General features: G+C 43.0%; 1 protein-coding gene. It reads left to right on the forward strand.

Annotation, left to right across the window (positions count from 1 at the left end):
- Window positions 1-338, forward strand: a 338-nt coding sequence (locus AC2A4J_RS20405; RefSeq protein WP_484177304.1) for an ROK family protein, incomplete at its 5' end; no start/stop codon positions are given.
- Between the last annotated feature and the right edge of the window lie 43 nt (window positions 339-381).

Genomic DNA, 381 nt, shown 5'->3' on the forward strand with positions numbered 1-381 from the left:
GTACTCAAATAGACGGTCAAGACATTTTTGAAAAGGCAAAACATGATCCGTCCATTGAAGAGCTAGTGGATCAGTGGTACAAGCGAATCGCCATTGGCATTTACAACGTAGCAACTGTCCTTAATCCAGAGAAAATCCTCATTGGCGGCGGTGTAAGTGCAAGAACAGATTTGCTATCAAACATTGAGAAACATTTACATACTTTGCCTGCGTGGAAGAACATTCAAGTGAATGTGGAAACGTGCTATTACTTGAATCAGGCAGGCATGAAGGGAGCGCTCTACCATTTTCTCATGACAGAAGGGCAGCTTGTTCCATCAAAAAAGCCGATACATTAAAGTATCGGCTTTAGCGTGTAGACAAACCCTCGCATTCGTTGTC

It is taken from the genome of Marinomonas sp. ATLA20 (assembly GCF_057180105.1).